Source organism: Bacillus sp. FSL M8-0025, assembly GCF_037975475.1.
Lineage (GTDB): Bacteria > Bacillota > Bacilli > Bacillales > Bacillaceae > Bacillus > Bacillus subtilis.
Window position 1 is genome coordinate 3221587 of sequence record NZ_CP150258.1, and the last position, 24650, is coordinate 3246236.

The following is a 24650-nucleotide window of genomic DNA, read 5'->3' on the forward strand; positions in this document are numbered from 1 at the left end:
GTAAAAAGGATACGATGTTCTTTCGGGCATCTATCCTTTTTTTGTGTAAAATCAGTTGACTTTTCATTTACGCTTATTTATATTTAATAAGCATTAACTATTTTGTCATTAAAATATATATACAGTGTATGTAACAGAGGGGAAATGAATATGAAGAGTGCGGATCAGTTAATGTCCGATATTCAATTATCGCTTCAGGCGCTCTTTCAAAAGATACAGCCTGAAATGCTGGAAAGCATGGAGAAACAAGGTGTCACCCCAGCGCAGCTGTTTGTGCTGGCCAGCCTAAAGAAACACGGCAGCCTCAAAGTTTCTGAAATTGCCGAGCGTATGGAGGTGAAGCCAAGCGCGGTGACGCTGATGGCAGATCGCCTTGAACAAAAAAATCTTATCGCCAGAACACACAACACAAAAGACAGGCGAGTGATTGATCTCAGTCTTACTGACGAAGGAGACAGAAAGTTCGAGGAGGTTTTGGCAGGCAGAAAGGCCATTATGGCGCGCTATCTTTCCTTTTTGACGGAGGAGGAGATGCTGCAGGCGGCGCATATTACAGCAAAGCTCGCACAAGCAGCAGAAACGGATGAAAAGCAAAACATGAAAAGAGGAAACGGATGAAAATGAGTAAAGAAGGCAAACAATCAAAACGAACGTTATTAATAACAGGCTTAATTATTGCCATGTTTTTTTCAGCCCTTGACGGTACCATTGTCGGAACGGCCATGCCGAAAATTGTCGGTGATCTGGGCGGTTTGAGCATGATGACCTGGCTGACAACTGCATATTTGTTAACATCAACAACCATTGTTCCAATTGCCGGTAAACTGGCTGATTTATTGGGACGCCGCATTGTCTATGTATCAGGTTTGATTATTTTTATGGCCGCTTCTGCTTTGTGCGGAATGGCCAACAACATGACGGAATTGATTATCTTCCGTGGACTGCAGGGCATCGGCGGAGGCATCATGATGCCGATGGCGATGATTGTCATCGGTGACTTGTTCACAGGAAAACAGCGTGCTAAATTCCAAGGTGTCTTTGGCGCAATTTACGGGCTGGCTTCAGTGATTGGGCCGCAAATCGGCGGCTGGATTGTAGACTCGTTAAACTGGAAATGGGTTTTCTATATTAACCTGCCAGTCGGAATTATTGCGGTTATTTTTATTGCCAGAGGATTACAGGGACGCCAGCAGACTGGTCCGATCAACTTCGATATCGCTGGTATTTTCACAATGATTGTCGGTGTGGTCAGCCTCCTGCTCGCCTTAAGCTTTGGCGGAAAAGATTATGCATGGGATTCATGGCAGATTCTTGGGTTGTTCGCTCTCGCACTGATCGGCATTGTCAGCTTTATCATCGTAGAATCAAAAGCAAAAGAGCCAATCCTGCCAATGTATTTATTTAAAAACAGAACATTTACATTTCTAAACTTGATCGGCTTCTTTATGAGTATCGGTATGTTTGGCGCCATTACGTTTGTTCCTTTCTTTATGCAGGGAATTGTCGGTGTAAGTGCGTCTGAATCGGGTACAATTATGACACCGATGATGATTTCTATGATTATTACAAGTATCATCGGCGGACAGCTTGTTTATAAAATCGGGATTAAACCGCAAATCATTGCAGGCATGCTGGTTATGGCCAGCGGATTCCTGCTGTTAACGACCTTGGATCTCGACACGAGTAAGCTTGTCGCTACATCTTTTATGGCGATTATTGGTCTGGGAATGGGTCTTGTTATGCCGATTCTGACATTGGCTTTACAGGAAAGCTTTTCGAAGGAGGAGCTGGGAGTTGTCACTTCATCCAGCCAATTCTTCCGTTCTATCGGCGGAACATTCGGCATTACCATGCTGGGAGCCGTAATGAATGCGAGATCAGGAAATCTATTAACAGATAAATTGGTTCCATATTTAGACTCTCTTCCGGCACAGGCAAGCTCGTTTGCCGCCCAGCTAAAGGGTATGATTGATACAAATCCGCAAGGGCTGCTGCAATCACTGTTCAGTCCGGACGCGGTCAAACAAATCCCTGCGGCTTTCTCATCCCATATTGTGCCGATTTTAAAAACATCGTTGATGGATTCGCTCCACAGCGTGTTTTATACGGGCCTGATCTTTATCGCAGTCGGAGCCGTATTCACCTTGTTCTTAAAACCTATCAAGCTATCAAATAAGAAAGCGGAAGACCAACAAGAAAAAGAGAAGGCGGCAAAAGCCGTTGAATCACCTTCCCATTAATAGAGCACCCCGCGGGTATCAATCCGCGGGGTTTTTTATTCAATCATCTGGGCTCTTCCATTTCCGAAAGACCAATCCTCAGCCTGATTTCCGGCCAGCATGATAAACACATCTTCTTTTATGACACCAAGCTCAGAATGAATCCGGCTCGCGATTGAGCGGTAAAGTGCTTTTTTCTGTTCAGTTGTTCTTGACTGTTTCAGTGTAAAATGAATGTATATCAGTTCATCAGTTCGCTCGACTTGGAGATAAAATGGATCATAAAAAAATTCGCTTTTTTCATATTGTCTGATGACTTGGAAATAGTCATCTTCCGGCACATTGATTTCTTCAATCATCGATTGGTGGACAGTCCTGCTCAGTTTTTGAAGCCACGCTTCGCTTCTTCCCGACCGTAAATGAATCTGTACAAATGGCATCTCCCTGCACCCCTTTCTTTACAGCGTCTGTCCGCTGTCAATTGTGATAATTTGGCCTGTGAGTGATTCCTGTTCAATTAGTGAACAAATCAATTTGGCAACATCATCTGGTTCAGCAATACACTGCAGCGGCAAAGAGCCGATCATGCTTTTCATTTTTTCTTCCCGGCCGGCCCACCATCTCGTTGCCACAGCTCCTGGTGCTACACCGCTCACTCTGATTTCAGGCGCTAAGGCGTGGGCCAATGATTTCGTTAAACCGTGCACCGCCGATTTTGATACTGCATAAGGCATAGATGAGCCGGCACCAGTTACCCCTGCGATGCTGCCGACGTTTACGATCGCCCCGGCCTTGCTTTTCTTCATGAACGGAACCACTGCCCGCGCGCAGAAAAACATCCCTTTCACATTGACGGCATACAGCTCATCCCATATGTCTTCTGTCGCAGCCTCAAGATCATCCATTGGAATATGCCGTGTAATGCTGGCATTGTTGACTAAAATATCAACCGTGCCGTGTGTGTTCACGATTGCTTGAATCATATCCTGCACGTCGCTGTTTTTGGATACATCTGCTTGGATGGCGAAGGCTTGCCCGCCAGCTTTTTTAATCATTTCCACTGTTTCCTCCGCTTCTGATTGCGAGCGTGAATAATTCACCGCCACAATCGCCCCGCGCTTTGCCAATTCCATACTGGCTGCTTTTCCGATTCCTGTGCCGCCCCCCGTTACGAGAGCTATTTTGTTCAAGACATTCATTGCCGCCACTCCTTGCTGTTGACTAAAGTATATTTCTGATTCCATTGTAATCCAGCTTTGATGTTGCGTATAATGATTGTTAAAGATACTAGATATCACTCATATTGATAGCAAACGAACGGAGGAGTTCAAAATGGAAAGCGGAGATTTACGTGTGTTTCAAATGGTAGCCCGTGAAGGGACCATTACGAAAGCAGCCTTGCAGCTTGGCTATGTACAATCGAATGTCACGGCCAGAATTCAGCAATTGGAAGCTGAGCTGGGTACCACACTGTTTTTGCGCCATAATCGGGGCATGACACTTTCTGCAAGCGGAAAATTGCTGCTGGACTACGCAAATAAAATTATAGGCCTGCTTGATGAAGCGTCTAAAGCGCTCTCATCCTCCGCAGAACCAAGCGGGCCGCTTATGATCGGCTCCACTCAGACAACAGCCGCGGTAAGGCTTCCAAAGCTCCTGGCATCTTATTATGAAGAACATCCAAACGTCCAGCTGTCTTTAACAACAGGACATACGCAATTTCTCCTTGATAAAGTTCTTCGTTATGAATTGGATGGCGCGTTTATCGGATGCGAATGCCATCATCCTGAGCTCGAATCCTATCCTGCGTTTGAGGAAGAACCAGTAGTTGTTTCGGCTGCCTCCGTGCCCGATGTTGAGGAAGCCATCACAAAGCCGATTCTCGTTTACAGCACAGGCTGTTCGTATCGAGAAACACTTGAAAAATGGCTGCGTTCTGTCGGTGTCACACAGCCGGTCATTATGGAATTTGGGACGCTTGAAGCAATTATCGGCGGGGTTACAGCAGGTCTTGGCATCTCGTTGCTGCCAAGAACGGTTGTGCAGAAACATGAAGCAGAAGGATCAATTCGATTGTACCCGCTGCCTGAAGCTCTCAGCCAGATGAAAACAGAGTTTATTGTTCGAAAAGATTCGTTTATCAGCAGCGCGCTGAGAACCTTTATGGATTCCTTTACGCCAGATAAAACGGCTGAATCACAAAAAAGCAGTCTGCTATAATGAACAAACTGCTTTTTGGCTATTGTTTGTTTCGATGCGCTTCATTTAATTCCTTAATATGCTGAATGATCTCTTTAATGCCCTGCTTTGCGTCGGGGTATGTCGCATTCCAATGCTTAGCGAGCGGAGGCATGCTTTTGGCTATATGGGTGTACAAAATCCATTGCTTCACTTCTTCTTTTAGCTCATCGTTTGTTTCACCAAGCAGAAGCTCAGTATACTTCTCCAGCAATCCATCCAGCTGCTCCTGAAGTTTTTGTTCCATTTTCCATCTTCCTTTCGAAAAAACAGCAAGGAGCTTTCTCAATTGAAAGCTCCTTCGCTGCGTTATTTATCCATGTGATGTGAAAGCCGCTTCCTGGACAATGCATCTGCCCCTGCCATGAGGAATGCAAAGAGGCGTTCCGAAGAGCGGGTCCTGTGTAACCTGACAGTTCATAGAAAACACATTTTGCACAAGATCACAAGTGATGACCTCTTCCGGACGGCCTTCTGCATAAATCCGTTTATCTTTTATGGCCACAAGATGATGAGCATAGCGGCACGCCAAGTTTAAGTCATGGAGAACCATAACAATCGTCCGGTCTTCCTTTTCATTCAGCTCAAACAGCAAATCAAGAATTTCAATTTGATGCGTCATGTCTAAATACGTCGTCGGCTCGTCAAGAAGGATGATATCCGTTTCCTGGGCAAGCGTCATCGCAATCCAAGCCCGCTGGCGCTGTCCGCCTGACAAAGAATCAACGGCACGGTCAGCCATGTCCTCAAGCTTTGTTGCTTTAAGCGCTCTTTCAACTGCTTCCTCATCCTCTTTTGACCACTGCTTCAGCCAGTTTTGGTAAGGATATCTTCCTTGCTTCACCAGCTGATGCACCGTCAGCCCCTCTGGAGCCGAAGGACCTTGGGGCAGGATTGCGAGCTCTTTTGCGACTTCCTTCGTCGGAAGCTTGGCAATCGCTCTTCCTTCCAGCAGCACTGAACCGCCTCTCGGCTTCATCAGGCGCGCTAATGAACGTAAAAGTGTCGATTTTCCGCAGCCATTGCTGCCAATAAATACGGTAATTTCACCTTTGGGAATTGTTAAATTCAACTCATCAATAATAACGGCATCCCCGTATCCTAAGCTCAGCGTTTCTGTAGAAATTGCACTCATACCCATAACCGCTCCTTTTTGCTGGCTTTTTAGCAGCACTATGTATTGCACGTTTTCTATATACATGCTTTTAAGTCAATTGTCATCAATGCAAGTGATTCCGATATTCAGCCATTTGATATGGTCATATATCCCTCATTGTAGCAGAAAACACTGACTTTGAAAATCATTTTCAATTAGTTTTATGGACATAATTGACGTTTATGGGTTTTTTATCACAAGATTACTTCTTGATTTCTCTGATGGAGCCGTCCTTCAGTTTCAATTTTAAATCGATATGATCATAATGACTGTCCAGATTAAATGCTGCCAGCACACTGTGTATCACTTCTGTTTCAGCCATTTGGTCTGTCACGGAAAGCTCGCTCAAAATCATTTTCATCTCATCCAGTGCTTCTTCTCCCTCCTGATTGACACCGGAGAGCTTATCCTGTATTTCCGCTTTTTCCTGAGTCCCGTTCTTTGTATAGATTCCTTCATAACGGTTATGCTCACCATCCCCGTAGCTCACACGAAGCGAAAAATTACTGTAGGGAACGGACTTCAGCTGGGTGACGGCTGTATTTTCTCCTTCTGCCTGCTGCTGGTCTTCATTGAAACGGCAGCCCGCAATCAGAACCACTGCGAGACATACAGCCCCGGCTGCTCTGATCAAATGCATATGTTTCCCCCCTGTAGGATTCCATTTATTTTAGGTATATCCAGAGAATGAAATCCTCATTCAGAGAAGAATTGAAAAAGCCGGGGCATTTAACGCCACGGCTTTTTCTTTAAGATTCGGTCATTTGTAAAAAGGTTTCGGCGTCACGCACAGCCAGCTTGATGGCATTCTCCCAGAAATCGCGCTTTGTGATGTCAGCGCCCAAATGCTTCATCGCCAAATCCTCCACTGTCATAGAAGCCGTATCGCGCAATAGCGCCATATACTTCTCTTCGAATGTGTCTTTTTCTTCAAGCGCCAACGCGTAAATACCAAGAGAAAACAGGTAGCCGAATGTATAAGGGAAATTGTAAAACGGCACCCTCGTGATGTGAAAATGAAGCTTTGATGCCCAAAAAAGCGGATGATATTCTTCTAACGCATTGCAGTATGCCTCTCTTTGCGCCTCTTCCATCAGCTCATTCAAGCGGCTGGCCGGTACCACTCCCCGCTTTCGTTCCTCGTAGAATCTCGTTTCAAATAGAAATCTTGCGTGAATGTTCATGAAGAACGCAACGCTTCTTTGCACTTTATCCTCCAGAAGAACAAGCTTTTCTTCCCTCGTCTCGGCCTGCTGGACAGTCGCGTCCGCCACTATCATCTCTGCAAACGTTGAAGCTGTTTCTGCAACGTTCATGGCGTAGGAACGGTTTAACGGCCTGACGTTGAGCATTGCTTCCTGATGGAACGCGTGCCCGAGTTCATGCGCAAGGGTAGAGACATTTGAGGCGCTTCCCGAAAATGTCATGAAAATCCGGGATTCCCCGCTGTCCGGAAAACTGGTGCAAAAGCCGCCGACTCTTTTTCCGCTCCTGTCTTCCGCCTCAATCCAGCCGTCCCGAAACGCTTTTTCAGTGAATGAGGACAGCTTTTTGCCAAACGTTGAAAACTGGCTGGTAATGATATTTGCGGCTTCATCATACGAATAGACCTTTCCGTCAGAACCGATCGGTGCCTCGACATCGTACCAGCTGAGTTTTTCAAGGCCGAGCATGGATGCTTTCCGGTTCAAAAACTGAACGAACGGCTTCTTGTTTTCAGTGATGACCTGCCACATCGTATCAAGTGTTTCTTTTTTCATCCTGTTAATTTGCAGCGGTTCCTTCAGGACATTCTCCCAGCCGCGCGCTTTATAGGTTTCAAGCCGGAATCCCGCCAAATGATTCAGCGTGCTGCTGAAAATATCTTGCTTGCTCTCCCAAGCTTGGCGGAAACGTTCATATACTGTTTTTCTGACAGTACGGTCTTGATGATCCATCATATTCTCCGCCTGACCGACAGACAATTGCTTGTTTTCACCGTTTTCCTCATACGGGATCGTCATTTTCCCGACAACCATATTGTATAAGTCACTCCAAGCGTGATATCCGTCCACCGCAAGGTTTCCGATCAGTTTTTCCTTACCGGGGCTAAGCTTTTCGGCAACCCTCTGTCTTCTTTCATTTAATATGTAAGAAACATCGCGCAATCCCGGTTTTGTTAACAATTCATTCCACACGTCTTGATTAATGTCCACAAGTTTATGATCTAATGTAACGAGCGACGATTGAAAATCTGCGGAAAGCCGATTCATGAGTGCCTGATGCTCTATAGCCTTTTGATCATTGATATTCTGGGCCTGGAGGCAGGCAACAAAAGCGCCGGCCTGCTGAAGCTTGACGGATGTCTGTTCGAATAAATCAAGCAACGCGGTCAGCCCTTCAGCCTCTTCAGGCGATTCAGGCACCTGAAACGCATCAGTCCTGTCTTGAAATGCACGCAGACTTTGTGACAGCTTCTCAATATAACCTTTGAATTCTTCCGATTGGCTCCCGCCCTTAAAAAATGAATCAAGATCCCATCTTTGGCCTACCCCTTGCAGCGCCATATCACAAAACCCCTTTCCTTCTTTCGTTCTATTATAAAACAATTCTGAATTGTTGTATAAAAATTTCTTTTTACAGGCGTCATCTCCTGTTCAGGATAGTACAATAGCTGTAGCAGTTTAATAGGAGGTATAGGATGAATAAAAAAATAGCCATCGTAACAGGAGCGTCCAGCGGCTTCGGTCTGCTGGCAGCTGTAAAGCTTGCCCGATCATTTTTCGTGATAGCCACATCAAGACAGCCTGAAAAAGCGGAACAGCTTCGGGAATTGGCTGCAGCACACAATGTGTCTGATTCCATTCTCATTACAGCTCTTGATGTCACCGAGGAACAATCTATAGTCTCATTCGGAAAAACAATTAGTGCTTACGCCCCGATCGACTTACTCGTTAACAACGCCGGAACGGCTTATGGAGGTTTTGTCGAGGATGTGCCGATGGAACATTTCAGACAACAATTTGAAACGAACGTCTTCGGTGTGATCCATGTGACAAAAACCGTTCTGCCTTACATAAGAAAGCATGGCGGCGCAAAGATTATAAACGTGAGCAGCATCAGCGGACTGACCGGATTCCCAGCGCTGTCGCCATATGTTTCTTCTAAGCATGCATTGGAAGGTTTTTCTGAAAGCCTGCGTATCGAGCTGCTTCCGTTCGGTATCGAAACCGCTTTGATCGAGCCGGGCTCATACAAGACATCGATCTGGTCAACGTCATTATCAAATTTTATGTCGGTGCCTGCTGACGATTCAGCCTATCATCAATACTATAAAAAGATCCTTTCCTACGTTGAAAAAAACGGAGAAGAAAGCGGAGATCCCCAAGAGGTTGCCGACCTCATTTATCAATTGGCAACAAAACAGCACATAAAGAAATTGCGATACCCGATCGGAAAGGGCATCAAGCTCACCCTGCTATTCCGATCGCTTTTTCCTTGGTCTGCGTGGGAGTCTATCCTGAAGAAAAAGCTATTCAAATAACCTAAATTATAATTATTATAATTTAGTATTGATTTTTATTTAGTATATGATATAATTAAAACAACAGATCACAAGGAGGACGTTATCTTATGAAAACTGAAAACGCAAAAACAAATCAAACATTAGTTGAGAATTCACTGAACACACAATTATCAAACTGGTTTCTTTTATACTCTAAGCTCCACCGTTTCCATTGGTATGTGAAAGGGCCTCATTTCTTTACATTGCACGAGAAATTTGAAGAACTTTATGACCATGCGGCTGAAACAGTGGATACCATCGCTGAGCGCCTGCTGGCGATTGGCGGACAGCCTGTTGCCACAGTGAAAGAATACACTGAGCATGCATCTATCACAGACGGCGGAAACGAAACATCAGCATCAGAAATGGTACAAGCATTGGTAAACGACTACAAACAAATCAGCAGCGAATCTAAATTCGTGATCGGCCTGGCTGAAGAAAATCAAGACAATGCGACAGCGGACTTGTTTGTCGGATTAATTGAAGAAGTTGAAAAACAAGTGTGGATGCTTTCCTCTTATTTAGGATAAAAAAAGCTGAACCCTATTTGGGTTCAGCTTTTTGTTTTTTTCTTAGCTTGAACTGCTTTCTGTCTGCTTGGTCAGTGTTGCGTTCAACGTTTTCGTTTTTCCCTTTCGCAGCACTTGGATTGTTGTTTTATCTCCGACTTTTAAGTCTTTGTAAAGGATCTGACGGATATCCGCACTGCTTTCCACGTCTTTACCGTTTAGTTTGACAATGACATCCTCAGATTTAATACCTGCTTTTTCTGCCGGCGAATTTGCTTGAACTTCTTTTACATAAACACCTTTGCCCAATTGATCTCCAAACAGGCCGAGCGTATTTTCCTGATAGGTTTCAGGAACTTGTGACATGTCAATCATCTGCACGCCTAAAAACGGACGGTCCACCTTCCCGTTTTGCAGCAGCTGGTCAACAATCGGCTCGACATCATTGCTTGGGATCGCAAATCCAAGTGATTCCACGCCGCTTTCGCTCACCTTCAAGCTGTTGATGCCGATGACCTGGCCGCTTGCATTGATTAATGGGCCTCCGCTGTTCCCCGGATTGATCGCTGCATCGGTTTGCAGCACGTTCATTTCCACCGTCCCCTGTGTTGTATCCACATCAATTGTCCGGTTCAGTCCGCTAATGATACCTTGTGTCACTGTACCGGAAAACTGCTGTCCGAGCGGGTTACCGATAGCGATTACCTTTTCGCCCGTGCGCAGCTGTGAAGAGTCACCAAAGCTCGCCACTTTTTTGACGTTCTTGCTGCTGATTTCCAAAACTGCCAAATCAGTAATGGTATCACTGCCGACAAGCTTGGCAGTTTCCGTTTCTCCGTTGTATAGCGTAACAGTCAGCTTGTTCGCGCCTTCAACGACATGGTTGTTTGTAATGATATACGCTTTATTGCTGTCTTTTTTGAAAATGACACCTGACCCGGTTCCGCTTTCACTTTCTGAGCTGGAGCCTCCTCCCGTGCCGAATGTGTTATTTTGAGATGTTTGGATATTTGAGATTCCGACAATCGTAGGCTCTAAATCCTCTACCATATCAGCGATGTTTGATGCGTTCGTTATCGGCGCCGTTGTAAAATTATCAGACTGCACCTGTTTATTTGCGGAAGCGGTTTCGGTCGCCTGATTTTGGTCTGACGGCAGATAAGGCGCGATGCCAAGCATGAGGCCCCCGCCGATAATACCGCCTAAAATCGGGCTCAGCCATGCGGCTCTCCGTTTCTTTTCTTTTTTCACAGCCGTTTCTTGCTTTTCCATTTCTAAAGCAGAAGCCGTTTCCTGCCGTCCCGCTTCATACGACACAGGCGCGTCAAGCAATTCTTGTTCAGAATGTCCAATCAGCTTCTGGTTTTCTGTATTCTGCTGTTCTGTATGTGAAGGTTCAGTTTGATGTTGATCGTTTTGGCCATCACGTCGATAATCCATGTTCTTACACTCCTTTAACGGTTATTCATTTATCGTTACATATTCATCGCATGTACAAGTTCAATTGTCCCAATAATGAGGAGAAAAGCAAAGCACCAAAATAGAATATGTTTGATCATCCTACATCTTCCTCGCTCTTTTTCTCTTCCTTTCTTCCCTTATACATATCATAAACAAACATTGTGGGATAAAAATGAAAAGAATATGTGAAATTATGAAAATTGCCTGCCGTATGTTAAAACTAGTTTATAATGACGTTGAAAGGATGTGAAGAGCCTTGTCATACACCATTTATCTAGTTGAAGATGAGGATAACCTGAATGAACTGCTGACGAAGTATTTAGAGAATGAGGGCTGGAACATTACATCTTTTACGAAAGGTGAAGACGCCAGAAAGAAAATGACACCGTCTCCCCACCTATGGATTCTCGATATCATGCTGCCGGATACCGACGGCTATACATTAATAAAAGAAATCAAGGCGAAAGATCCTGACGTGCCGGTCATTTTTATTTCCGCCCGAGATGCGGATATTGACAGAGTGCTTGGCTTAGAGCTTGGCAGCAATGACTACATTTCAAAGCCGTTTCTGCCGCGGGAGCTGATTATCCGTGTGCAAAAGCTGCTGCAGCTCGTATATAAGGAAGCTCCTCCTGTCCAAAAAAATGAAATTGCCGTCTCCTCGTATCGGGTCGCTGAAGACGCCCGCGAGGTCTATGACGAAAACGGGAATATCATCAATTTGACGTCAAAGGAATTTGATCTGCTGCTATTATTTATCCATCATAAAGGGCATCCATACTCTCGTGAGGATATCCTCCTAAAAGTGTGGGGACATGACTACTTCGGAACAGACCGGGTAGTTGATGATCTCGTCCGGAGACTGCGCAGAAAGATGCCTGAATTGAAGGTGGAGACGATTTACGGTTTCGGCTACAGGATGATGTCATCATGAAAAACAAGCCGCTCGCGTTTCAGATATGGGTTGTCATATCCGGCATCCTGTTAGCGATATCGATTTTACTGCTTGTGTTATTTTCAAACACGCTGCGAGATTTTTTCACTAATGAAACGTATACGACGATTGAAAATGAGCAGCATGTTCTGACAGAGTACCGCCTGCCAGGTTCGATTGAAAGGCGCTATTACAGCGAGGAAGCGACGGCGCCGACAACTGTCCGCTCCGTACAGCACGTGCTCCTTCCTGAAAATGAAGAGGCTTCTTCAGACAAGGATTTAAGCATTCTGTCATCTTCATTTATCCACAAGGTGTACAAGCTGGCTGATAAGCAGGAAGCTAAAAAGAAACGTTACAGCGCCGACGTCAATGGAGAGAAAGTGTTTTTTGTCATTAAAAAGGGACTTTCCGTCAATGGACAATCAGCGATGATGCTCTCTTACGCGCTTGATTCTTATCGGGACGATTTGGCCTATACCTTGTTCAAACAGCTTCTGTTTATTATAGCTGTCGTCATTTTATTAAGCTGGATTCCGGCTATTTGGCTTGCAAAGTATTTATCAAGGCCTCTTGTATCATTTGAAAAACACGTCAAACGGATTTCTGAACAGGATTGGGATGACCCAGTAAAAGTGGACCGGAAAGATGAAATCGGCAAATTGGGCCATACCATCGAAGAGATGCGCCAAAAGCTTGTGCAAAAGGATGAAACAGAAAGAACTCTATTGCAAAATATCTCTCATGATTTAAAAACGCCGGTCATGGTCATCAGAGGCTATACACAATCAATTAAAGACGGGATTTTTCCTAAAGGAGACCTTGAAAACACTGTAGATGTTATTGAATGCGAAGCTCTTAAGCTGGAGAAAAAAATAAAGGATTTATTATATTTAACGAAGCTGGATTATTTAGCGAAGCAAAAAGTGCAGCACGACATGTTCAGTATTGTGGAAGTGACAGAAGAAGTCATCGAACGATTGAAGTGGGCGCGGAAAGAACTATCGTGGGAAATTGATGTAGAAGAGGATATTTTGATGCCGGGCGATCCGGAGCAATGGAACAAACTCCTCGAAAACATTTTGGAAAATCAAATCCGCTATGCTGAGACAAAAATAGAAATCAGCATGAAACAAGATGATCGAAATATCGTGATCACCATTAAAAATGACGGTCCGCATATTGAAGATGAGATGCTCTCCAGCCTCTATGAGCCTTTTAATAAAGGGAAGAAAGGCGAATTCGGCATTGGTCTAAGCATCGTAAAACGAATTTTAACTCTTCATAAGGCATCTATCTCAATTGAAAATGACAAAACGGGTGTAACATACCGCATAGCAGTGCCAAAATAGACTGTAGATGTTTTGCAGTCTATTTTTTTATGTGAAAGAATAGCCGTTAAAATCTCTGTAATTTGTTTTGAGCGGCTGTTTGCATTGATGAACCCATTTTTTCTCTGACAAGGTCTGCTTCGGATATTTGACTTTCTCCACTTTGATTCCTCTGTTTCGCAAGCGGCTGATCATTTCGTCCAATTCTCTCATTCTAGATTCACCCTTTCGCTTGAGCTTTGACCATTCGGTCATCTCAATTTATAATATAAATAATACATGATAAAAAAACAAGTTACAATAAGGTTAATTTTATAACAGACGGTGTGACTATATGGTCATATCCTAGCAGGCCTCCGGGCTCCGAAAGGGTGGAACCATTGAAGGAAAAAGAAAAACTGATTATTGAAACAGCCTTAAAACTATTTGCCCAAAAAGGATACAACTCAACATCAGTCCAGGAAATCGCAAAAGAATGCAAAATATCTAAAGGCGCTTTTTATATTTATTTTCCTTCGAAAGAAGCGCTTCTTCTCTCTATGCTGAACTACTATTATGATAAAACGTTTACCCGAATTTTAAATATTAAAACGAAGGGCGACAGCCCCAGAACGGCTTACCGTAAACAGCTGACCGTCCTCTATGAAAACATTCTTGAACACAAAGATTTTATCAGTATGCAGTTGAAGGAGGGTTCTCTGCCTTACACAGAAGAAGTGGAGCAATGCGCAAAAAAAATCCGCCAGTCCTCACTTCAATTTCATATCGACAGCCTGCTGAACATCTATGGAAAAAAAGCGGAACCCTACACTGCTGAGCTTTGTTTTTTAATAGAGGGCATCAGCCAGATTTACCTGGAATGCATGATTTTGCTCGGGTACACTGTGAAGCCGTCTCAATTAGCTAATATCATTATGAATCGAATTGATGATATGGTAAAAGGCATGTCTGAACGAAACGATAAGCCTTTCATCACATTGGAAGAGGCGAGCTCTTTATTCGGGCCTCTTACGCACGGACGGCCTGACCCGCTGACTGAATCAATTGTGAAAAGCCTACGTGACAAAATTAACAGCTTAAACACAAACTCCTCTCTTGAATTATCGGAGAGCTTGGACATACTTGAAGCAGAAATGAAGAAAAAAACACCGAAGCTGGCGATCATAAAAGGAATGATTCATAATCTGACGGAGTCTGAAGCTCTCGCCAAAGATGCGGAACAGCTTAAATATTTATTAAAACAGCAACATATTTAGAAGAACGGCTGCTTAAAAAGCAGCCGTTCTTTCTTCCTATTACGCCTTTGGTTTTACCATGTCTTCCGGCTTAACCATTTCGTTAAATTGCTCCTCTGTCAGCAATTCAAGCTTCAAAGCTGCTTCTTTGAGCGTCAATCCCTCTTTATGGGCAAGCTTGGCGATTTTCGCCGCGTTTTCATAACCGATATGCGGGTTCAGCGCCGTAACAAGCATTAATGAATTTGACAGGTTTTCCTGAATGGTTTCTTTATTAGGCTCAATACCGACAGCACATTTATCATGGAATGAATTCATGCCGTCACTGAGCAGCTGCACAGATTGCAGGAAGTTGTAAATAATAACAGGCTTAAACACGTTCAGTTCAAAGTTCCCCTGACTCGCCGCAAAGCCGATTGTCGCATCGTTCCCCATGATTTGCGCTGCGATCATTGTTAACGCTTCGCTTTGTGTCGGGTTGACTTTACCAGGCATAATGGAGCTTCCCGGCTCATTTTCAGGAATGACGATCTCCCCGATGCCGCAGCGAGGTCCGCTTGCGAGCCATCTGACATCGTTCGCGATTTTCATTAAGTCAGCCGCAAGCGCTTTTAATGCGCCATGCGCATAAGTGATTTCGTCATGGCTTGTCAGCGCGTGGAATTTATTCGGTGAACTGCTGAACGTTTGGCCGGTCAGCTTAGTGATCTCTTCTGAGACAAGCTCTCCAAACTCTGGGTGGGCGTTGATACCCGTTCCGACAGCCGTTCCACCAATTGCAAGCGCACGCATTTTATCTGTCGCTTCCAAAATCATTTCCTTCGAACGGTCCAGCATGTGAACCCATCCGCTGATTTCCTGTCCGAGGGTCAGTGGCGTAGCATCCTGAAGATGCGTGCGTCCGATTTTGACAATATCATTGTATGCTTTTGCTTTTTCATCCAGTGTATTGCGAAGCTGATCAAGCGCCGGCACAAGCTGCTCGTAAACAGCCAAAACAGCGGCAACATGCATCGCAGTCGGGAATGTGTCGTTTGAGCTTTGGCTTCGGTTCACGTCATCATTTGGATGAATCGTTTGATCAGAGTTCTTCTCTTTTAATAAAGCAGTCGCACGGTTGGCTACCACTTCGTTCATGTTCATATTGCTTTGTGTGCCGCTTCCGGTCTGCCATACGACAAGCGGGAAGTTGTCATCGTACTTGCCTTTGAGCACATCATCACAAACCGCTGCAATCGCTTCTGCTTTTTCAGCATCCAGATTGCCGAGGCGTTTATTAGCTAAAGCAGTGCTTCGTTTTAAAATTGCAAACGCCTTCACAACACGCATCGGCATTTTTTCAGAACCGATCTTAAAGTTCTCCTTGCTTCGCTGTGTTTGGGCGCCCCAAAATTTATCAGCAGGAACTTTTACTTCTCCCATGGTGTCTCGTTCAATTCTGTATTCCATTTATGTATCCCTCCATAACGGTTGCTTCAATAGATCATAATTCGCCAATGACACAAAAAATCCTTTTTATTTTTCGATCTTGGCAGATTTTAATTTTAATTCAAGATATACGCGGGAATCCTTTGAATATTTGTATTTTGGATTCGTCCTTCCGTACTCCTTTGATGTATAAGAGACATCATAATGCTTTTCAAATGATCTAATGAGCTGTTCAATTTCTTCTTGTTTTCCAGCTAGCCTTACCTGTGCCACTTCGTATCCTCCGCTTTCATAAAAAAACTTATTCCATGAAATACTCTAACACAGTATATCATTTTTTTAACAGGAAAAGATAACCTCTACTAAGGTTTTGGATAAGAGGTGACCTCATTGGAACAAACAGAGTTTAAGGAATATATACACGATAATTTAGCATTGGTGCTGCCAAAATTAAAAGAAAACGATGATCTGGTGAAAAACAAAAAAATGCTTGCGAACGGACTGGTTTTTTACTATCTCTATTTCAGTGAACTGACTGATGAGAATAAGGTGTCAGAAGCCATTAAAACTTTGATTAAAGATGAGGAGACCTTAACGCTTGACCAAGTCAAAAAACGCCTTGACCAGCTTGACGCAAGACCTGTTGAAACCGCAAAAAAAACGATTGAATCGATTCTCAACGGCAATTGTGCTGTGTTTATCAACGGATTGGATAAAGCCTATATTCTGACCACAGGAAAGAAAAAAACAAGAAGCCTGACAGAGCCGACAACTGAAAAAGTGGTTCGCGGCCCAAAAGTAGCGTTTGTAGAGGATATCGATACAAATCTCGCTCTGATTAGACAAAGAACCTCTCATCCGAAATTGATCACCAAAAAAATCATGATCGGCGAAAACAAGCTGAAGCCCGCAGCCATTATGTACATTGAAGGTAAAGCAAAAAAGTCCGTCATAAAAGAAGTGAAGGCGCGGCTTAAAAATATCCAGCTGGAAGATATCCAGGACAGCGGAACGCTCGAGGAACTTATTGAAGATAATAAATATTCACCATTTCCGCAGATTCAAAATACGGAAAGACCTGACAAAGTATCTTCAGCCCTGTTTAACGGCCGTGTGGCAATTTTGGTCGACAGTTCACCATTTGTGCTGCTGGTGCCGGTTTCTCTCGGCATCCTGATGCAATCCCCGGATGACTACTATGAACGCTGGATTTCAGCATCTCTTATCCGGTCGCTGCGCTTTGCGTCTATCTTCATCACCTTGTTTTTGTCATCGATTTATATTGCACTCGTTTCCTTCCATCAGGGGCTGCTGCCGACCGCACTCGCCGTCACGATTTCGGCGAACAGGGAAAACGTGCCGTTCCCTCCGATATTTGAAGCCCTGCTGATGGAAGTCACCATCGAGCTGCTAAGGGAAGCCGGACTGCGACTCCCCAATCCGCTCGGACAGACGATCGGCCTCGTTGGGGGCGTAGTCATCGGACAGGCTGCTGTAGAAGCGAATCTCGTCAGTTCGATTATGGTCATTGTCGTCAGTGTCATTGCCCTCGCATCCTTTACCGTTCCTCAATACGGAATGGGTCTGTCTTTCCGGGTGCTGCGTTTTATTTCGATGTTTTCCGCCGCTATTTTAGGGCTGTACGGTATTATTTTATTTATGCTTGTCGTTTATACGCACTTAACGAGACAAACGAGCTTTGGGTCTCCGTATTTTTCGCCAAACGGATTCTTTAGCCTGAAAAATACGGATGACTCCATTATCCGTCTCCCAATTAAAAACAAACCAAAAGAGGCGAATAATCCAAATGAGCCAAAAACAGACTCCACTGAAACTTAATACCTTTCAAGGTATTTCTATTGTTGCAAATACAATGCTTGGGGCCGGACTTTTAACATTGCCGCGAGCGCTGACCACTAAGGCTAATACGCCTGACGGCTGGATCACGCTGATATTAGAAGGTTTCATTTTTATTTTCTTCATTTATTTAAACACGCTCATTCAGAAAAAACATCAATACCCTTCACTCTTTGAATATTTGAAGGAAGGGCTTGGGAAATGGATCGGCAGCATCATCGGCCTTTTGATCTGCGGCTATTTCCTCGGCGTAGCCAGCTTCGAGACCCGGGCAATGGCTGAAATGGTGAAGTTTTTCCTGTTGGAGAGAACCCCAATTCAAGTCATTATTTTAACGTTTATTTGCTGCGGTATTTATTTAATCGTTGGGGGCTTAAGTGATGTGTCGCGGCTGTTTCCCTTTTATTTAACGGTAACCATTATTATTTTGCTGATTGTGTTCGGGATCAGTTTTAAAATTTTTGATATCAATAATTTGCGTCCTGTTTTAGGCGAAGGCCTTGGACCCATTGCAAACTCCCTTACCGTCGTTTCCATCTCTTTTTTAGGAATGGAAGTGATGCTGTTTCTTCCTGAACATATGAAGAAAAAGAAATACACGTTCAGATATGCGTCTCTAGGATTTCTGATTCCGATTATCTTATATATCCTTACGTATATTATTGTTGTCGGAGCTTTGACCGCTCCCGAGGTAAAAACGCTGATTTGGCCGACTATTTCTCTCTTTCAGTCCTTTGAGCTTAAAGGCATATTTATTGAACGGTTTGAATCGTTTTTACTGGTGGTCTGGATCATCCAGTTTTTCACCACATTTGTCATTTACGGATACTTTGCCGCTAACGGGCTAAAGAAGACATTTGGATTATCGACTAAAACAAGCATGGTGATTATCGGCATAACGGTCTTTTATTTTTCTCTCTGGCCGGATGACGCCAATCAAGTCATGATGTATAGCGATTATCTTGGCTATATTTTTGTCTCCCTGTTTCTGCTTCCGTTCATTCTCTTTTTCATTGTAGCTCTCAAGAGGAGGATTACAGCAAAATGAAAATCCGGATTTTATGTATGTTTATATGCACCCTATTGCTGTCCGGATGCTGGGACAGTGAGAATATCGAGGAATTAAGCTTAGTGATCGGAGTAGGGCTAGACAAGCCTGACGATGAAAATTTAGAGCTGACACAGCAAATTCTCGTTCCGAAAAAAATCAGCGCCAAGGAGGGCTCTTCATCTGATCCGACACAGCTTTCTGTCACAAAGGGTGAAACTGTCCATCAAATGATGAGAACCTCTGCATTAAAGCATAATCCTACGTTTTCACAGCATTTGCGTCTCATTCTGCTTTCCAAAAGCGTGATTGCGGATCAAATTGGAATGGACGCGATCATTAACCAGTTTGTCAGAGACAACGGAACAAGGAGGAGTTCCTACGTCTTTATCACCAACGGCCGAACTAAGGATATATTTAAAATGAATGATGAAGGCGAACCCGCATCCAACGTGATATATGATCTGACAGAGAATAATAAGGTGACGATCAGAATGATGGAGCCAGTTACATTGGGGGAGATCTCAGAACACTTAACCTCTGACGATTCATTCCTCATCCCTCATGTCGGTAAGGAAAACGGCAAGCTCGCGATAAACGGAGCCTCTATCATAAAAAATAAATTATGGCACCGCGATCTCACCCCGATTGAGGTTCAAAATATCAACTTATTTTCAGGCACTGTCGAGGGAGGCGTCATTGACTTGAAGCGCGATGGCCATCTCTTTTCTTATGAAGTATATTCAAGCAATCGGAAGATCAAGACTGCCTATAAGGATGGAAAGTTCAAATTCACCGTCACCCGCACTATTGAAGGTCGTCTATCTGAGGACTGGAATCCCAATGAAGATTCGTTTAAGGATTCATATATTAAAAGTATTGAAAAGACAGTCGAAAAACAAGTACACAAAACAGTAACGACATTTATTACAGAGAAACTGCAGAAAGAGATCAAAGCGGATGTGACCGGATTGGGAAACCAAGTCAGAATTCATTATCCTCAAAAGTGGAAAAAGATCGCAAGAAAATGGGATGATGATTATTTCAGCAATGCGGAAATAGACTACCGGGTCAATGTGATTGTCAGAGACTTCGGAACGAAAGGCGCAGACAAATAGGAGCCGCCTATTTGACGAGATGATTTCGATGCGCGTACACCGCCGCCTGCGTCCGGTCACTGACATCCAGCTTTGATAAAATATTGGTAATATGTGTTTTGACTGTTTTAATCGTAATAAACAGTTCCTCGCCTATTTCTTTGTTTGTCTTTCCTTCTGCGATCAGGCAGAGTATTTCGAGCTCCCGTTTCGTCAGCGATTCATGCGGGAGCGCGTTTTCACCTGAGTGGCGCAGCCTGGATAATACTTTTCCCGCCACTTTTGACTCCAGCTTCGGCTCTCCCTTGCTTGCGGCGCGGATGGCATCGGCGATTTCTGCCGCTTTTGAGGTTTTCAACAGATAGCTGAGCGCGCCAGCTTCAATAACCGGGTACACTTTGTCATCATCAATGAAGCTAGTGAGCACAATAATTTTCGGGTCGGAAAGCTCCCTCCAAATTTGCTTTGTAGCTTCAATGCCATCCATGCCCTCCATGACAAGGTCCATTAAAATGACATCCGGCGACAGTTCCGCAGCAAGCCGAACACCTTCGCTGCCGTCCGATGCTTCGCCGATGACTTCAATATCGGGCTGCGCCTCCAAAAAAGCCGCGAGACCCATTCTGACCATTTCATGATCATCAATCAATAATACTCGAATCACGTTCGTTCTCTCCTTTTTCTTCCGGGAAAATCGGGACCTTCACTTCAATTTGGGTGCCTTTTCCTTCTACTGAAATCACTTCGGCGACCCCGCCGATTTCACTTGCACGTTCCTTCATAGAATTCAAGCCGTATGAGGATGCTTTCACCTGGTCCATTTTGAAGCCTTTTCCATTATCAATCACCTTCAGACGGAGCTGGCTGTTCTTTATGCCCAGAATCACGGTTACTTTTGACGCTTTTGAATGTCTAAATACGTTTGAAAGGGCCTCCTGCACGATTCTGAACAAGTGGTCTTCAACACCCTTGGATATCGCTGTGTCCTGTATATCCCACTCAATATCAATCGGCTGCTTTTTTCGGAACTCGTCCAAAAGCACCGTAAGGCCCTCCTTCAGCCCTTTTCCTTCAAGGGTAACAGGCCGTAAATGGAGCAGCAGCGCCCTCATCTCATTTTGGGCTTCGCCTGCCATATGCTCGACCATCCTGATCCGCTTGACTGTTTTGTCATCAGCATCCTTGACATGTTCCAGCACGGCTGATGTCATCATCGATATGGCAAAGAGCTGCTGGCTGACCGCATCATGAAGATCTCTAGCCAATCGCTGGCGTTCTTCTGAGATAACCGACTTCTTCATTTGCGCCTGCCATTCCGCACGTTCATTGGAAAGTTTCTGCAGGGATGCGACTTGAAGCTCCACGCGCTTCGCCATTTCGTTCAGCTGATCGGCGGCCAGGCCGATTTCATCATCACCGAGCGGAGGTATCCGATAAGCGAAATTGCCGTTTTCAAAGGTTAAAATGGATTCAATTAATGTATCAATCCTTGTCTTCAACCGGTTGCCGTACATATACCCTGAGGCGAAACCGACGGTCACGCTGATTAGAAGCAAAATTAGGATAAACGGAATTCCGAACCAGCTTGATGACAGCAAAACAAGCGGATCGAGCCGATAGTAAAACATCATAAAGGAAATCAGGCAAACAAAAAGGAGCAGGCTGATTCCCGTTGTCATGCGGATGGCGCGCCATTGGAGGCTGGCAAGCATTTTTTTTCTCATACGTACTTCACATCCACATCACCGATAAATAAGGAAACTGACACTTTGACACGGCGCTTTGACTCGCTGAAATCGGTTGACGCGGCATATACCTTCGTGCTTAATCCGCTTTTCTTCGAGCCGATCAGATTGATGTCTCCTATAAAAACAGCCGAGCTGACAGCTACTTCAAGGTCCGATGGTACATAAATATCAACGTTTCCAATGACTCCGCTAATGACGATTGTACTTTCTCCCTCAGGAATCATTGCTTTAGACAAATCGATTTTGATATCACCGATAAAACCAGAGACATTTAAATCATTCAGATCAAACGGCTGCTTCATCATTTGCAGCTCACCGATAAAAAAGCTGCGCATGTCGGGATGTTTTACATCTTTTGGCGGATCATGATGTTCTTTTTTATTGAGATTGACCTGTTTCTCATTCGGTTCAAATATCGGCTTCCCTTTGATAAGCCTGTAGCCGGCGTAAATCAGAAATGCGGCAAACGCATATCCGAATAAATTAAAGGTGATGCTGAAGAGGTTTTTCAAAAATAGAAACGCGGCAAAGATATACATGACGGAGCCAAGCCAATCACGGGAATATTTTTTAAGGAAATAGCCGGCAATCAGAAAAAAGAGCGGCCAAAACAGCAGATCGCCTATTCCGATAATTTGCAAAAACATACTGATGCCGAATAAAGCAATGATCAATCCGAGAAGCTGTTTTTTTGTCATTCCTGGTGTCCGCCTCCTTTCTTCTGCCTAGTGCTACCGTATCGCTAGATCCCCGCTGTCCGTTTTGATGTCGATTGGATGCTGGCCGCTTCCTTGCGTGCCTGTGATGTGATGCTGTTCTTTATGTGCTTTATCAGCAAATGAATACGGCGAACTGACGTCACCGCTTGCTGATAAAGCATTGACTGCAAAGCTGCCGTTTTGGGGAAGGCTTAAATTAGCATCACCGCTTGTCAGCGTGACAGATACGGGGCCGGTTACCTTTTTCAATACAGCATTAAAATCTCCTGAAGTCATTTTCACATCAAGAGAGCCTGATACATGAACTAGATTTGCGTCCCCTGAAGCTAAATCAATGCCGGCTGTTTTGGAGACGGTATTTGAAATGGAAACATCCCCCGATGATGCCTTCACTTTCAGGTCTTGAATGCGGACGTCCGTCACGCTCGTATTTCCGCTCGCAGATACTGCGTTCAGCCCGGAAAGCGCAAGATGGTCATTCCCGGCCACAGACACGTCACCGCTTGAGGTTCGTACTGCCAGATCACCTTTATAATCATACGGAAGCCTGACGATAAGAGTTGAACGGTTAAACCCATTCAAAAATTGAAATGCTTTTTCCTTTACGGTCAGCTCCAGTTTTCTTTTGTTTTCAGTAACAAATAACTTTCCTGAGTCTCCTGAAATGCCTGCCGATATGTCACTTCGTTCTTCCGCTATAATCCGGACATCCTTGCTATCCGACTCAATGACCATGCTGTCAATGTCCCGCGGCGATGCGCTGGCTGAATCGGCTTCTGTGCCATTTATGAAACCTAAGCCTGCAGCAAACACATCTTTTACGACAACAGCGAAAAAAACCAGAATACCGGCAGTGATCAACAGTTTGCCAAGCATTTTTTTCATTCGGTTTCATCCTTCTCATTCATTCTATTATAAAGGAAAAGCTTGCGAATTGATACGTGCGGAAGGGAAGGACTTGACCGCAAATCCTTCCCCGTTCCGCTTATTCATTTGCCGCTTGTGTCTGGTCTGATTTTTGCAGTGAAAGTGTCCGCATTTTTTCAATCTCCGCTTCCACATCGTCTGCGAATTCTTTACGTGTAAGTTCTGCACCGGCTTCCGCTGACTTTGAATAATTCGCGCGGATTTCCATTTCTTCAATACGATTTTCAATACGCAAAAATTCACGATACGCGCTTTCACTGTCAATTTTGTCAAATGTCGTATTCATATGCTCTTTAGCTTTCGCCGCATTTGCCCGCGCAATCAGCGCCTGTTTTTTATCCTTTACGTCCTGAAGCTTTGTTTCAAGTGCAGCCAGCTGCTCTTTCAGATCAGCCAGCTGACTGTTTGCCTGTTCATAGGAAGCTTTATGCTCAGCCGCCTTCCCTTCTAAATACTTCATTTCAGTCAGCGCCTTTTTCGCCAGTTCTTCTTCACCTGCGTCAAATGCGAGCTGTGCCTGATTTTTCCGTTTGCCAGCCACTTCAGCGGCTTCTTCATATTTTTTCTTAAATTGATAGGCAATCGTGTGCTGTTTCACAATTGTTTGCTTTGCTTTTGCGATGTCGCTTTCCATATCGCGTACATATTGATTCAGCATCACCTTTGGATTCTCCATTTTATCAAGTCCTTCATGAACTGACGCAACAAACATGTCTCTGATTCTTTTTAATACCATACCTGATTCCTCCTAATATATTGATATTATTTTTTCTTCAAAAATTCTTCCCATTCGTCATCAAAGTGAGATTGGTAGGCAGCAGAAGCCGGTTCAGGATCAAAAGATGATACACCGTTATCAGCTGATCCGTTTTTCATCAGCTTCCAGCCGTAATACACCATAGCGGCCGCCAATGCGATTCCGACGACAAACGGAAGTGAGCAGATGAGCATAATGGCTCCGATACCGCCCACGATGATTCCCGTGATGGTTTTTCCCGCGGCAAACCTTTTGATTCCTGCGTATGTCATCAAGCTCCCGATGGCGAGCGGGATGATAAAGCCGAAGCTTCCTCCTCCAAAAAAGACGGAGATCCCAAATACAATTAATAAGAATCCGCCTATTGTTTTCTTGTTTATTTTCATGCAGATCCTCCTTTCGTTTTCCTTGTCTTCATCTTATACAAGTTGGAAGATATGCA

27 protein-coding genes are annotated in these 24650 nt (G+C 44.3%); 11 read left to right on the forward strand and 16 right to left on the reverse strand.

Annotation, left to right across the window (positions count from 1 at the left end; all coding sequences use genetic code 11):
* Nucleotides 1-150: 150 nt before the first annotated feature.
* Both mdtR and mdtP read left to right on the forward strand, forming a co-directional pair.
* The gene (gene mdtR, locus MKX38_RS16745) at nt 151-618 is read left to right on the forward strand and encodes a MarR family transcriptional regulator MdtR (protein ID WP_015251263.1); all 468 of its coding nucleotides are present in this window, start codon (nt 151-153) and stop codon (nt 616-618) included.
* The gene (mdtP, locus tag MKX38_RS16750; protein WP_015251262.1) at nt 615-2240 is read left to right on the forward strand and encodes a multidrug efflux MFS transporter MdtP; all 1626 of its coding nucleotides are present in this window, start codon (nt 615-617) and stop codon (nt 2238-2240) included. Before mdtR ends, mdtP begins: the two co-directional genes overlap by 4 nt.
* Nucleotides 2241-2275: 35 nt before the next feature.
* Here the strand turns inward: mdtP and MKX38_RS16755 are convergent, their stop codons facing one another.
* Entirely contained in the window at nt 2276-2659 is a 384-nt protein-coding gene (locus MKX38_RS16755; protein ID WP_224913138.1) for a tautomerase family protein, read from the reverse strand.
* Between the two features lie 18 nt (nt 2660-2677).
* Nucleotides 2678-3418, reverse strand: coding sequence for an SDR family NAD(P)-dependent oxidoreductase (locus tag MKX38_RS16760; RefSeq protein ID WP_144500532.1), 741 nt, complete (start codon nt 3416-3418; stop codon nt 2678-2680).
* Between the two features lie 133 nt (nt 3419-3551).
* Here MKX38_RS16760 and MKX38_RS16765 point away from each other — a divergent pair, with 133 nt between their 5' ends.
* Complete coding sequence (locus tag MKX38_RS16765) at nt 3552-4439, forward strand: LysR family transcriptional regulator (RefSeq protein WP_015714676.1); 888 nt, start codon at nt 3552-3554, stop codon at nt 4437-4439.
* A 19-nt stretch (nt 4440-4458) separates the two neighbouring features.
* On the opposite strand, the gene MKX38_RS16770 is transcribed toward MKX38_RS16765, so the two are convergent.
* The 4 genes from MKX38_RS16770 to MKX38_RS16785 all read right to left on the reverse strand — a co-directional run bounded on the left by MKX38_RS16770 (nt 4459) and on the right by MKX38_RS16785 (nt 8159).
* Nucleotides 4459-4746 (reverse strand): YusU family protein, encoded by a 288-nt coding sequence (locus MKX38_RS16770; protein ID WP_003228549.1) that lies wholly within the window; start codon nt 4744-4746, stop codon nt 4459-4461.
* Nucleotides 4747-4770: 24 nt separating this feature from the next.
* A complete protein-coding gene (locus tag MKX38_RS16775) occupies nt 4771-5598 on the reverse strand; it encodes an ABC transporter ATP-binding protein (RefSeq protein WP_010886609.1) in 828 nt (275 codons plus the stop codon).
* 217 nt (nt 5599-5815) lie between these two features.
* Nucleotides 5816-6253 carry a YusW family protein gene (locus tag MKX38_RS16780; RefSeq protein ID WP_014477935.1) on the reverse strand — a complete coding sequence of 146 codons (438 nt, stop codon included), beginning with the start codon at nt 6251-6253 and terminating at the stop codon, nt 5816-5818.
* A gap of 109 nt (nt 6254-6362) precedes the next feature.
* Nucleotides 6363-8159, reverse strand: a complete 1797-nt coding sequence (locus MKX38_RS16785; protein ID WP_032677050.1) for a M3 family oligoendopeptidase — start codon at nt 8157-8159, stop codon at nt 6363-6365.
* A 134-nt stretch (nt 8160-8293) separates the two neighbouring features.
* Here MKX38_RS16785 and MKX38_RS16790 point away from each other — a divergent pair, with 134 nt between their 5' ends.
* Nucleotides 8294-9136: an oxidoreductase gene (locus MKX38_RS16790; RefSeq protein WP_327842558.1), complete on the forward strand. Its 843-nt coding sequence runs from the start codon at nt 8294-8296 to the stop codon at nt 9134-9136.
* Nucleotides 9137-9225: 89 nt separating this feature from the next.
* Complete coding sequence (gene mrgA, locus MKX38_RS16795) at nt 9226-9687, forward strand: metalloregulation DNA-binding stress protein MgrA (protein ID WP_003228537.1); 462 nt, start codon at nt 9226-9228, stop codon at nt 9685-9687.
* 42 nt (nt 9688-9729) lie between these two features.
* On the opposite strand, the gene htrB is transcribed toward mrgA, so the two are convergent.
* Nucleotides 9730-11106 carry a serine protease Do-like protein HtrB gene (gene htrB / locus MKX38_RS16800; RefSeq protein WP_015251256.1) on the reverse strand — a complete coding sequence of 459 codons (1377 nt, stop codon included), beginning with the start codon at nt 11104-11106 and terminating at the stop codon, nt 9730-9732.
* A gap of 277 nt (nt 11107-11383) precedes the next feature.
* Between htrB and cssR the strand changes: the two genes are divergently transcribed.
* Both cssR and cssS read left to right on the forward strand, forming a co-directional pair.
* A complete protein-coding gene (gene cssR, locus MKX38_RS16805; RefSeq protein ID WP_003228529.1) occupies nt 11384-12061 on the forward strand; it encodes a secretion stress-responsive two-component system response regulator CssR in 678 nt (225 codons plus the stop codon).
* Nucleotides 12058-13413 (forward strand): secretion stress-responsive two-component system sensor histidine kinase CssS, encoded by a 1356-nt coding sequence (gene cssS, locus MKX38_RS16810; RefSeq protein ID WP_003228527.1) that lies wholly within the window; start codon nt 12058-12060, stop codon nt 13411-13413. The genes cssR and cssS overlap by 4 nt, the downstream gene beginning before the upstream one ends.
* A 27-nt stretch (nt 13414-13440) precedes the next feature.
* On the opposite strand, the gene spxO is transcribed toward cssS, so the two are convergent.
* The gene (gene spxO, locus MKX38_RS16815) at nt 13441-13605 is read right to left on the reverse strand and encodes an anti-adapter protein SpxO (RefSeq protein WP_003221681.1); all 165 of its coding nucleotides are present in this window, start codon (nt 13603-13605) and stop codon (nt 13441-13443) included.
* A 167-nt stretch (nt 13606-13772) separates the two neighbouring features.
* Between spxO and MKX38_RS16820 the strand changes: the two genes are divergently transcribed.
* Nucleotides 13773-14648: a TetR/AcrR family transcriptional regulator gene (locus tag MKX38_RS16820; RefSeq protein ID WP_015251254.1), complete on the forward strand. Its 876-nt coding sequence runs from the start codon at nt 13773-13775 to the stop codon at nt 14646-14648.
* 39 nt (nt 14649-14687) lie between these two features.
* Here MKX38_RS16820 and fumC read toward each other — a convergent pair whose 3' ends face one another.
* On the reverse strand, nt 14688-16076 hold the full coding sequence (gene fumC / locus MKX38_RS16825; RefSeq protein ID WP_003228523.1) for a class II fumarate hydratase: 1389 nt from the start codon (nt 16074-16076) through the stop codon (nt 14688-14690).
* Nucleotides 16077-16142: 66 nt separating this feature from the next.
* Entirely contained in the window at nt 16143-16328 is a 186-nt protein-coding gene (locus MKX38_RS16830) for a YvzF family protein (protein WP_003221676.1), read from the reverse strand.
* 117 nt (nt 16329-16445) lie between these two features.
* Between MKX38_RS16830 and gerAA the strand changes: the two genes are divergently transcribed.
* Genes gerAA through gerAC form a run of 3 tightly spaced genes read left to right on the forward strand, consistent with a single transcriptional unit; the run spans nt 16446 to nt 20078 of the window.
* Nucleotides 16446-17894 (forward strand): spore germination receptor protein GerAA, encoded by a 1449-nt coding sequence (gerAA, locus tag MKX38_RS16835; protein WP_032726836.1) that lies wholly within the window; start codon nt 16446-16448, stop codon nt 17892-17894.
* Nucleotides 17863-18960: a spore germination receptor protein GerAB gene (gerAB, locus tag MKX38_RS16840; protein ID WP_029318427.1), complete on the forward strand. Its 1098-nt coding sequence runs from the start codon at nt 17863-17865 to the stop codon at nt 18958-18960. Before gerAA ends, gerAB begins: the two co-directional genes overlap by 32 nt.
* Nucleotides 18957-20078, forward strand: a complete 1122-nt coding sequence (gene gerAC, locus MKX38_RS16845) for a spore germination receptor protein GerAC (protein WP_167408439.1) — start codon at nt 18957-18959, stop codon at nt 20076-20078. The genes gerAB and gerAC overlap by 4 nt, the downstream gene beginning before the upstream one ends.
* Nucleotides 20079-20085: 7 nt before the next feature.
* Here gerAC and liaR read toward each other — a convergent pair whose 3' ends face one another.
* From liaR to liaI, 6 genes are all read right to left on the reverse strand, one after another.
* Nucleotides 20086-20721 carry a two-component system response regulator LiaR gene (gene liaR, locus MKX38_RS16850; protein ID WP_339187773.1) on the reverse strand — a complete coding sequence of 212 codons (636 nt, stop codon included), beginning with the start codon at nt 20719-20721 and terminating at the stop codon, nt 20086-20088.
* On the reverse strand, nt 20699-21781 hold the full coding sequence (liaS, locus tag MKX38_RS16855) for a two-component system sensor histidine kinase LiaS (RefSeq protein ID WP_339187774.1): 1083 nt from the start codon (nt 21779-21781) through the stop codon (nt 20699-20701). Before liaS ends, liaR begins: the two co-directional genes overlap by 23 nt.
* Nucleotides 21778-22503, reverse strand: a complete 726-nt coding sequence (liaF, locus tag MKX38_RS16860; RefSeq protein WP_014480832.1) for a LiaRS two-component regulatory system accessory protein LiaF — start codon at nt 22501-22503, stop codon at nt 21778-21780. Before liaF ends, liaS begins: the two co-directional genes overlap by 4 nt.
* A gap of 33 nt (nt 22504-22536) precedes the next feature.
* Nucleotides 22537-23409, reverse strand: coding sequence for a DUF4097 domain-containing protein (locus MKX38_RS16865; RefSeq protein WP_339187777.1), 873 nt, complete (start codon nt 23407-23409; stop codon nt 22537-22539).
* 100 nt (nt 23410-23509) lie between these two features.
* Nucleotides 23510-24187 (reverse strand): PspA/IM30 family protein, encoded by a 678-nt coding sequence (locus tag MKX38_RS16870; RefSeq protein WP_015714684.1) that lies wholly within the window; start codon nt 24185-24187, stop codon nt 23510-23512.
* A gap of 26 nt (nt 24188-24213) precedes the next feature.
* Nucleotides 24214-24594, reverse strand: coding sequence for a cell envelope stress-induced membrane anchor protein LiaI (gene liaI / locus MKX38_RS16875; RefSeq protein WP_003243447.1), 381 nt, complete (start codon nt 24592-24594; stop codon nt 24214-24216).
* Nucleotides 24595-24650: the final 56 nt, after the last annotated feature.